At 48.1% G+C, this 10,787-nt stretch carries 7 protein-coding genes and 1 pseudogene; 7 read left to right on the top strand and 1 reads right to left on the bottom strand.

Going from position 1 to position 10,787, the window contains the following annotated elements:
• Positions 1-4 precede the first annotated feature (4 nt).
• From FAH66_RS04325 to clpP, 7 genes and pseudogenes are all read left to right on the top strand, one after another.
• Positions 5-772 (top strand): amino acid ABC transporter ATP-binding protein, encoded by a 768-nt coding sequence (locus FAH66_RS04325; RefSeq protein ID WP_137040806.1) that lies wholly within the window; start codon positions 5-7, stop codon positions 770-772.
• Positions 773-943: 171 nt separating this feature from the next.
• Positions 944-2,863, top strand: a complete 1,920-nt coding sequence (locus tag FAH66_RS04330) for an ATP-binding cassette domain-containing protein (RefSeq protein WP_137040807.1) — start codon at positions 944-946, stop codon at positions 2,861-2,863.
• A gap of 47 nt (positions 2,864-2,910) precedes the next feature.
• A complete protein-coding gene (locus FAH66_RS04335; protein WP_137040808.1) occupies positions 2,911-3,264 on the top strand; it encodes a nucleolar protein in 354 nt (117 codons plus the stop codon).
• A 36-nt stretch (positions 3,265-3,300) separates the two neighbouring features.
• Positions 3,301-3,852 carry a hypothetical protein gene (locus FAH66_RS04340; RefSeq protein WP_137040809.1) on the top strand — a complete coding sequence of 184 codons (552 nt, stop codon included), beginning with the start codon at positions 3,301-3,303 and terminating at the stop codon, positions 3,850-3,852.
• 293 nt (positions 3,853-4,145) lie between these two features.
• Positions 4,146-6,485 (top strand): annotated as a pseudogene (locus tag FAH66_RS04345) (DNA translocase FtsK); the annotation flags it as partial.
• A 192-nt stretch (positions 6,486-6,677) separates the two neighbouring features.
• Positions 6,678-7,988, top strand: coding sequence for a trigger factor (tig, locus tag FAH66_RS04350; protein WP_137040811.1), 1,311 nt, complete (start codon positions 6,678-6,680; stop codon positions 7,986-7,988).
• Between the two features lie 89 nt (positions 7,989-8,077).
• Complete coding sequence (gene clpP / locus FAH66_RS04355) at positions 8,078-8,698, top strand: ATP-dependent Clp endopeptidase proteolytic subunit ClpP (RefSeq protein WP_049328347.1); 621 nt, start codon at positions 8,078-8,080, stop codon at positions 8,696-8,698.
• A gap of 65 nt (positions 8,699-8,763) precedes the next feature.
• On the opposite strand, the gene FAH66_RS04360 is transcribed toward clpP, so the two are convergent.
• Positions 8,764-10,752 carry a site-specific recombinase gene (locus FAH66_RS04360; protein ID WP_137040812.1) on the bottom strand — a complete coding sequence of 663 codons (1,989 nt, stop codon included), beginning with the start codon at positions 10,750-10,752 and terminating at the stop codon, positions 8,764-8,766.
• Positions 10,753-10,787: the final 35 nt, after the last annotated feature.

The raw sequence follows: 10,787 nt of genomic DNA on the forward strand, positions 1-10,787 counted from the left end.
TGTCATGATTAAAATCCGCAATATCCATAAGACCTTTGGCGAAAATACCATTTTGCGCGGCATCGATTTGGATGTCGGCAAAGGACAAGTGATTGTTATCTTAGGTCCTTCCGGCTCAGGCAAAACCACGTTTTTACGCTGTTTAAACGCTTTGGAAATGCCTGAACAAGGTCAGATAGAGTTTGACAATGCGCAGCCGTTAAGCATCGATTTTTCCAAAAAACCAAGCAAACACGATATTTTGGCACTGCGCCGCAAATCCGGTATGGTGTTCCAACAATACAACCTCTTTCCGCACAAAACTGCGTTGGAAAACGTCATGGAAGGGCCGGTTGCCGTACAAGGCAAGCCTGTCGCCAAAGCGCGTGAAGAGGCTGTCAAATTGCTTGAAAAAGTCGGTTTGAGCGATAAGATTGACCTCTACCCCTACCAGCTTTCCGGCGGTCAACAGCAGCGCGTCGGTATTGCCCGAGCATTGGCGATTCAGCCTGAACTGATGCTGTTTGACGAACCGACTTCCGCGCTTGACCCTGAATTGGTGCAAGATGTTTTGGATACCATGAAGGAATTGGCGCAAGAAGGCTGGACCATGGTTGTCGTTACGCATGAAATCAAATTCGCCTTAGAAGTGGCAACCACCGTTGTCGTGATGGACGGCGGCGTTATTGTCGAACAAGGCAGCCCGCAAGATTTGTTCAATCATCCCAAACATGAGCGGACACAAAAATTCCTGCGCCAAATCCGTGCGGACAATGGCGATCTTCAAATTTAATTGAAACGACAGATAATTTGAAAGCATTTCCGACTGTCATTTCATAAAGGCCGTCTGAATAAGTGAAATAGAAATCGTTGATTTCGTTTTCATACTTGTTCAGACGGCCTTTTATATGTCTTTTCAGGTAAAATAACGCCTTTCGTTTTACTCATCTCCTTGCCTGCCATCATGATAGAAATTAAAAAACTCACCCTGCAACGCGGTTTGAAAGTCCTGCTTGATAAAGCCGATGCCGTAATCAACCCCGGCCAACGCGTTGGTTTAATCGGTAAAAACGGTACGGGAAAATCCAGCCTGTTTGCGCTGATAAAAGGTGAAATCACACAAGATGGCGGCGAAATCCTTATTCCCAAAACATGGCGTCTGGCTTCCGTCTCTCAAGAAACGCCTGATTTAGATATTTCCGCTTTAGACTACGTTTTGCAAGGCGATGCCGAATTACAGGCTTTTCAGACGGCCTTAGCCCAAGCAGAAGCGCAAAACGACGGCATGAAGCAAGCCGAATATCACGCCAAACTTGAAGAAATCGATGCCTACACTGCTCCTGCACGCGCCGCCAAACTGCTTAACGGCTTAGGTTTCTCACAAGAAGAACATACCCACCCCGTCAAATCCTTCTCCGGCGGCTGGCGTATGCGCCTCAACCTTGCCCAAGCGCTGATTTGTCGTGCCGATTTGCTCTTGCTTGACGAACCGACCAACCACTTGGATTTAGAAACCGTGTTGTGGCTGGAAAACCATCTCGCTTCCCTGCCCTGTACGCAAATCATCATCTCCCATGACCGCGACTTCTTAAATGCCACCACAACGCAGACCATCGAACTGTCGCAACAAAAATTGACCCAATACGGCGGCAATTACGATTTCTACCAAGCCGAACGCGCCCAACGTCTGGCGCAACAACAAGCCGCCTACGTCAAACAGCAGGCGCAAATCAAACATCTGCAATCCTTTATCGACCGTTTCAAAGCTAAAGCCACAAAGGCCGTACAAGCTCAAAGCCGCATGAAGGCATTAGCCAAGCTCGAACGCATCGCCCCTGCACATTTGGATAGCGAGTTTTCCTTTGAGTTTGACAATCCAACCCACCTGCCCAATCCATTGTTGAAACTTGACCATGCCGACTTGGGTTATGGCGACAATACCGTTTTGCACAACATTACCCTGTCTTTGGAAAGCGGCGCACGTTACGGCCTGCTGGGCGTTAACGGCAGCGGTAAATCCACATTTATCAAAGCATTGGCAGGAAAAATCGATTTACTTTCCGGCAGCATCGTCCGCTCCGAAAAGCTCAATATTGGCTATTTTGCTCAGCACCAACTGGATACATTGCGTGCCGACCAAAGTCCGGTTTGGCATATCCAGCAGCTTTCGCCCGAAGTCCGCGAACAGGAAATCCGCAACTTTTTAGGCGGTTTCAACTTTGTCGGCGATATGGCGGTTCAAAAGACCGAGCCGTTCTCCGGTGGGGAAAAAGCGCGGCTCGCCCTTGCCATGATTATCTGGCAAAAACCTAATCTGCTACTGCTTGACGAACCGACCAACCACCTAGACTTGGATATGCGCCACGCCCTGACACTTGCCCTGCAAAGTTTCCAAGGCGCATTGATTGTCGTTTCGCACGACCGCAGCCTGCTTGAAGCGACTACCGACAGCTTCCTCCTTATCGACAAAGGCCGTCTGAACAACTTCGACGGCGATTTGAACGACTACCGTCAATGGCGGTTGGCACAAGAAAACGCCGCAGCAGCCCCCGCCGCTTCTGCACAAAGCCAAAGCCGTAAAGACACCAAGCGCATAGAAGCACAAATCCGTCAGGAAAAAGCCAAACGCAGCAAACCGATTCAGCAGAAAATCGACAAAGCCGAAAAAGAAATCGCGCGTTTGACTGATATTCAGACAGCCTGTGAAGCATTTTTGGCACAAGAATCTGCTTATTCAGAAGAAAATAAACCCAAATTGCAAGAGACACTCGCACAATTAACAGAAACTAAAGTAAAATTAACGCAACTGGAAGAAAACTGGCTGCAATGGCAGGAAGAGCTTGAGCAAATCCAAGTTGATGTCGAAGCCGAGTTTTCCCAATAAAAATAGATCCGTCAGGCCGTCTGAAATAAAACACAATACGGAAAAACATGACTTCAACCATCAAACAAGTCGGATACTTCCTCGTATCCTCTTTCGTCTTGGGCATTTCTCTTCGCGCAGCCGCCGCAGTTTATTCCTGCGGCAACGGCAGCTATACTTCCGAACCCAAATCCTCCTGCGCACAGGCCGAATTGCCTAAAATCAGCGGCCATCAAGGCAGCGGTTACCATCTCAACATCCGCAGTCTCAATGCCTCTGATGAACGCGCAAGTGCAAAGCCTAAGAAAAAGGCACGCACGGGAAAATCCGATAAACAAGAGAAAAAAGCCGACAAACCGAGCAAAAACAAAAACAGTGTAAAAGCTAAAAAACAGCAGCCCATGCCGTCTGAACAAGAATAAAATGCTCAACTGCAACGAATCAGCCCTACCTGAATCATGAAAAAATATCTGCTTACCCTATCCCTGCTGCCGCTTGCTGTTTTCAACAGCCAAGCCCACGCCGCAAAAATCTACACCTGTGAAGTCAACGGCTCGATTGTCTATACCTCGCGTCCAAGCGGCAACTGCCAAACCGTCAATGATTTACCGATTGTCGGCAAATACAGCAGCAGCCGATACGACACTCCGGTTAGTGATGCGCCGACACTCGATGCACCGACATCACAAACGGCTCCTGCAAAAAGCAAAAATACGGCTGCAAAATCCAACCATAAGGCAACACCCAAACCTGCCCCTGTCCGTACTGCTTCTGAAACGGCTCCTCCTCCGGTTCCAAAATCCTCCGGCGTCAACAGCCGCCGCTCTATTTTGGAAACCGAGTTATCCAATGAACGCGCGGCTTTGGCCGATGCCAAAAAGCAACTGAGCCAAGCGCGGACAGCCAAAGGCGGTAGCGTCAATCAACAGGCCATCAGTACATTGCAAGGTGCGGTTTTGGATAGGGAGAAAAACATTCAAGCCCTCCAACGTGAACTGGGCAGAATGTAAGTCCAAATCGATCAAAACATCAGGCCGTCTGAACAGGTAGACACGAAATCCAAAATTTTCGTCGCGCCAAACAGACGGCCTGAATCCTGTAATGATTACGCCCGTTTCAATTTCTTGTGCCTAGTAAATACGGTATAATTTACCCTTTACGCACATTACTTCCGGTCTTTTCAGACGGCCTTTATCTCATGACTGCAAAATCTTCTAAAACCCAAACAAAAAAACGCGTCTCTACCAAACCGGCAGCCAAACCGACCACACGCAAATCCACCAAAGCACAAACTCAAGCCGACAATAAAGTCTCCCAACGCCTGAAAGCCGCCAAAGAGCTGCAAAAAAATGAAGAAAAAAAAGCGCGTCCCGAGCATGTCGTTAACTTGATTAATGATGCTTTATGGCTGTTTGGCTTGGTTATCACCATTTATCTGGCCATTTCCCTGGCCAGCTTCAGCATGGACGACCCTGCATGGTCACGCAGCGTTCCCAAAAGCAGTGATGTCGCCAACCTCGGCGGCCTCTTCGGCGCATATCTTTCCGATGTCGGATATTATCTGTTCGGCTTATCGTTTTGGTGGTGGATAGCCGCCTCTTGCGTTTTTCTCTACAAAAATTTCCGCCCCATGAAAAAGCAGGAAAACCACAAGCCCTACAATCACGGCGTAGCCGCTTTGGCATTGTTCCTCCTGCTGGTGTGCAGTCCGATTATCGAGCATTTCCTGTTTGATAATGCATTGAGCGAATCCCTTCCCGTCGGTGCAGGCGGCTTAGTCGGCTTGTTGGCCGGTTCAGGCTTGGCTTGGCTGTTGGGCAAATCGGGCAGTCTGTTAATTATGCTCGTAATGTTGCTTTTATCCATTTCCCTGCTGGCTCAGGTGTCATGGTTGGAAGTCATGGCCAAATCCGGCAGCCATATGGGCGGTCTGTTTGGCAATTTGATGAAAAAACTGTCTCAATTCCAAAATAAAAAAGAAGATGTCCGCACCGAAGCTTTGGAAACTCAAAATACGCGCCGCATGGTTAAAGAGGCCAAAACCATTACCGCCACTCCGGTTGCTCCGTTGGCAGGCAGCAGCAGCAACCGTAAAACCGTTGCCGTATCCGTTGCGCCGCCTCCTAAAATCCAAACTTCCCTGTTTGACGATACTGAACCTAAAAACAACGGCGAATACCACAAACCCAACATAAACCTGTTGCGTATGCTGTCTGAAGAACCGGTTGCCGTCAATCCGGATGAATTGCAACAAACCGCAGAATTAATCGAAGCCAAGCTGGCTGAATTCGGCATCGGCGTACAGGTTGTTTCCGCCACTTCCGGCCCCGTGATTACCCGCTACGAAATCGAACCAGCACAAGGTGTCAAAGGCAGCCAAATTGTCGCCCTGTCCAAAGATTTGGCGCGCTCAATGTCTCTGCAAGCTGTACGTATCGTAGAAACCATTGCCGGTAAAAACACCATGGGCATTGAATTGCCCAACGAGAAACGCCAAGACGTCATGTTGAGCGAAATCCTCTCTTCACCCGTGTTTACCGACGCCAAGTCCAAACTGACCGTTGCTTTGGGTAAAGATATTGCAGGTACGCCCGTTGTCGGCGACTTGGCAAAAATGCCGCATCTTTTGGTCGCAGGTATGACCGGCTCGGGTAAATCCGTCGGCGTGAACGGCATGATTATGTCCATGCTCTTCAAAGCCACGCCTGACGAAGTCCGCTTCATTATGATTGACCCGAAAATGCTGGAATTGAGCATTTACGACGGCATTCCGCACCTGCTCTGTCCGGTTGTGACCGATATGCGTGAGGCTGGACAAGCGTTGAACTGGTGTGTTGCCGAAATGGAAAAACGTTATCGTCTGCTTTCCCACGCCGGCGTGCGTAATTTGGACGGTTTCAACCAAAAAGTCGAACAAGCCAAAGCAGCAGGCAAGCCATTACTCAATCCGTTTAGCTTAAATCCTGACGATCCTGAGCCTCTGGAAAAACTGCCGTTGATTGTGGTCGTTATCGATGAGTTGGCTGACTTGATGATGACCGAACGCAAATCCGTTGAGCAGCAAATCGCACGCCTTGCCCAAAAAGCGCGTGCGGCAGGCATTCACATGATTGTCGCCACCCAGCGTCCGAGTGTCGATGTGGTTACCGGCCTGATTAAAGCCAACATTCCGACACGAATGGCCTTTACCGTACAAAGCAAAATCGACAGCCGCACCATTCTTGACCAAATGGGTGCGGACGAATTGCTCAAATACGGCGACTCATTATTCCTGCAACCGGGCAGCGCAGAACCGACACGCCTGCAAGGTGCGTTTGTTTCCGATGATGAAGTGCATCAGGTCGTCAATTTCGTTAAAGAACAGGCTCCGACCAATTATGTTGAAGGCCTGCTCAGTGGCGAAGCGGCCATCGAAACCACCAATATTGTCAATCCGAACGCAAACAGCGATGAGCTATTCGATCAAGCCGTTGCCTTCGTATTGGAGAGCCGCAAGACTTCCATTTCTGCCCTGCAACGCCAATTGCGCATTGGCTACAACCGTGCCGCCAATTTGATAGATGCGCTTGAAAATGCCGGTGTTCTCTCTCCGGCAGACATCAACGGTAGCCGACGGATTCTGGCACAAAAAGACCAGCTGTAAAAAACAATAATATCGAAACGCAAAGGCCGTCTGAAAAGAATTTCCCACTTTTCAGACGGCCTTTTTATGTTATTCGTGAAACATTGTGTTATACTAAGCAGCTAAATTTTGACCTTATGCACGCTTCCGAAGTTCTTCGGAATACTGAGCAGAAGGATAACCGTTTAAACACAACAAATTTAAGGGCTTACGATGAGCGTAACTGTTGAAACTTTAGAAAATCTGGAACGCAAAGTAGTATTGTCTCTGCCTTGGTCCAAAATCAACGCAGAAACTGAGAAAAAACTGAAACAAACCCAACGCCGTGCAAAAATTGACGGCTTCCGTCCGGGTAAAGCACCGTTCAAAATGATTGCCCAAATGTACGGCGCAAGCACACAAAACGACGTTATCAACGAATTGGTACAACGCGAATTCTACGAAGTTGCCGTTGCTCAAGAATTGAAAGTTGCCGGTTACCCACGCTTTGAAGCCGTTGAAGAACAAGACGATCAAGAGTCTTTCAAAGTTGCCGCTATTTTTGAAGTTTTCCCTGAAGTAACTATTGGTGACCTGTCTGCCCAAGAAGTAGAAAAAGTTACTGCGACTGTTGGCGATGCCGAAGTGGACCAAACCGTAGAAATCCTGCGCAAACAACGCACCCGCTTCAACCATGTTGAGCGCGAAGCCCAAAACGGCGACCGCGTCATCATCGACTTCGAAGGCAAAATCGACGGCGAACCTTTCGCCGGCGGCGCATCCAAAAACTACGCCTTCGTATTGGGCGCAGGTCAAATGTTGCCTGAATTTGAAGCCGGCGTAGTCGGCATGAAGGCAGGCGAAAGCAAAGACGTTACCGTCAATTTCCCTGAAGACTACCACGGTAAAGACGTTGCCGGTAAATCCGCTGTCTTCACCATCACATTGAACAACGTATCCGAACCCACCCTGCCCGAAGTTGATGCCGACTTCGCCAAAGCATTGGGTATCGCCGACGGCGACGTTGCTAAAATGCGGGAAGAAGTGAAGAAAAACGTAGGCCGCGAAGTTGAGCGCCGCGTAAACGAACAAACCAAAGAATCTGTAATGAACGCGCTGCTCAAAGCCGTAGAGCTGAAAGCGCCTGTTGCTTTGGTAAATGAAGAAGCCGCCCGCTTGGCAAACGAAATGAAACAAAACTTCGTCAACCAAGGCATGGCTGACGCTGCCAACTTGGATCTTCCTTTGGATATGTTCCAAGAACAAGCAGAACGCCGCGTTTCTTTGGGTCTGATTTTGGCTAAATTGGTTGAAGAAAACAAACTTGAGCCAACTGAAGACCAAATCAAAGCCGTTGTTGCTAACTTCGCTGAAAGCTACGAAGACCCTCAAGAAGTTATCGACTGGTACTACGCAGAGCCTTCCCGCCTGCAAGGTCCGACTTCTTTGGCAGTAGAAAGCAACGTTGTTGATTTCGTTTTGGGCAAAGCTAAAGTAACTGAAAAAGCGCTGTCTTTTGACGAAGTAATGGGCGCACAAGCTTAATCGCTCTAAGGCCGTCTGAAACAGACAATCAAAAGCACCGAAGCGCTTTAAATGCTTTGGTGCTTTTCCATCATTAACAGGAGACAAAAATGTCCTTCGATCTCAATAATTACCTTGTCCCTACCGTTATCGAACAAAGCGGTCGCGGCGAGCGCGCATTCGACATCTACTCACGCCTTTTGAAAGAGCGCATCGTTTTCTTGGTTGGCCCGGTGACGGACGAATCTGCCAACTTGGTTGTTGCGCAATTGCTGTTCTTGGAAAGTGAAAACCCTGATAAAGATATCTTCTTCTATATCAACTCTCCGGGCGGTTCGGTTACTGCAGGTATGTCGATTTACGACACCATGAACTTCATCAAGCCTCATGTTTCTACCTTATGCTTGGGCCAAGCGGCAAGTATGGGCGCATTCCTGTTGTCCGCAGGTGAAAAAGGCAAACGCTTTGCCCTGCCAAACAGCCGTATCATGATTCACCAACCGCTCATCAGCGGCGGTTTGGCCGGTCAGGCTTCCGATATTGAAATTCACGCTAAAGAGCTGCTGAAAATCAAAGAGAAACTGAATCGCTTACTCGCCAAACATTGTGACCGCGATTTGGCCGACTTGGAGCGCGATACCGACCGCGACAATTATATGTCTGCCGATGAAGCTAAAGAATATGGTTTGATTGACCAAGTTTTGGAAAACCGCGCCTCTCTGCAAGCCTAATCTTTATCGGTTTTAAATCAAAAGGCCGTCTGAAAAATATATATTCAGACGGCCTTTCTTCAATCTTACTTCGTATTTTCTTTGTTATTCACTTGAACCGGATACAACAAAATCAAAGGATTGGCTTTCACTTGACTCCAGAAGCTTTTCAGCAAATTGTGCATACTGCCCAAACGCGTACCGCGAGAACGAAGCGCAACAGCCAAAGCCAAAGAAAAACTGACCACCAGATTCACCATGCCGATTGCCATTACACTTGCCAAGCCAAGCATAAAAGTGAATATATCTGCATGACCGCTAATCGCGGCATAACCCAAATTTGCCGAAGAAAACGCCACATGCCGAATATCCAGCGGCAAACCGAAAAGATGGCCAAAATAGCCGGTCGTCCCCAAAAGCATACCGAAAATAAAATTACCCATAAGCGAGCCGTAATGCTTATGAATATAAGCGGCCAAACGGCGGCGCGGCTGCGGGCGCATGATTTTTCGTAAAAACGGATTAAACGGCAGGCGCTGACGCAGGTTCAGATAATCGGAACGGTTGTCAAAGAAGCCGGCAATAATCCCCGAACAAAATAGCCATACACCGGCAATAGCAGCATACCACAAGGTAGGCTGAGTAAAAATCTCAATAGATTTAAGCTGGTAGGCTGTAACCGCCTCGTTCAACAAGGGCTGCCCATGCGTGTAGGCATAACCCCAAGCGATCCCAGCCGCCAACAATACGGCAATCGATACATTGCCAAACACAGCAACACTTTGCGAACGACACACGTCAATCAGCAGTTTTGCCAATTTATTGTCCACCGCTTTACTGCCTTCATTTGAGTCCACCTGCTCGGCAAAGCTCGCCGCTGTCATGGCAGGCTGCTTAGTCGCAACGGTGCAGTGCAGCATATGAATCAGCATAAAGCCTAAGCCATAGTTAAGTCCGGCAAGGAATGAAGTAGTAAACTCGCCGAACCCCAAAGACGCAATATGGATTTTATTCAATGCCATCAAAGCAATAATTACGCCGCCACCTGCTGCAGAATAAAACATTTTGAAATATTCGCTACGGTTGCGCGTAATGTAATGCTCACCATGATGACTTTTGTTTTCCGTAATACTGCGCGCCAGCATTCGGATACTGCTTTTACGCAAGTGGCTGGTACTGTATTGCTCTACCGCCGCGTAAATCATCGCATTCATCAGATTGATGGTTAAGCGGGTGCGGCTGCCGGTTTCAATTTGAATATTGGTCAGCAGTTTCAGACGGTCTAGGGTTTGCTGCAGACGCTCCAGCAAGTGGGCCACTTTCACTGACGAACCAGACCCCGCCCCTGTACCACGACGACGCAGATACTCAATTTGCTTGTTGCACTGGTCAAACATGACCTCCAAGTGCGCCGTATCGTAAGTTTCTTCACTGTGGCGATAGTGTTCTACCAATTTTGCAATTTCACGTTGCAAAGCAACAAATGCCGAATCCGCCTCCAACAAACGGGGAGCAATCCGTATTAAATCCGGCTCAATCGCTTCGGAAGCAATCCAAATAGACAGCATTTCTACCGCTCGCAAACGGGCATCCGCCAACTGTCGGCTGGCCGTCTGAAGCAAAGCAGGATCCGCTTTACCCTGCAACAATTCATACATGCTCAACCATTGACGCAAACTCAGGGTTTGCAACCATTTATCATCGTTTTTCGAATGAAAAAGATATAAAAATACTTCGCGCAGATTGGAAAAATCTTTATAAGACGGGCTGAAACGCTCGTAAATCCGTATGCCCATCTCCCGAGTAAAACTATGGCGCGAGAAAATACCCAGCTTAATCAGCGCAGGATAGATGTGAACTTTGGACAACCAGGCATAGAAGCGCAGGCTGAATTGACGGCATAAAGCATCGTCTTGTTTTAAAGTAGATAAAATCAAATCGAAACGTTCGGAGGCCTGTTTTTTGCCTCCTCGGCGCAAAAATTTGATTAATGCATTGAGAATAAGAACAAAGTCGGTATCATTTAAGCGCTCCGACAAAATAATGTGAAGATTTTGATTAGTCAGTTTTTGCATTGTAGTATATTACATAAAATGAGATATTTAGCAAG

The sequence above is a fragment of the Neisseria subflava genome (assembly GCF_005221305.1).
GTDB lineage: Bacteria > Pseudomonadota > Gammaproteobacteria > Burkholderiales > Neisseriaceae > Neisseria > Neisseria subflava.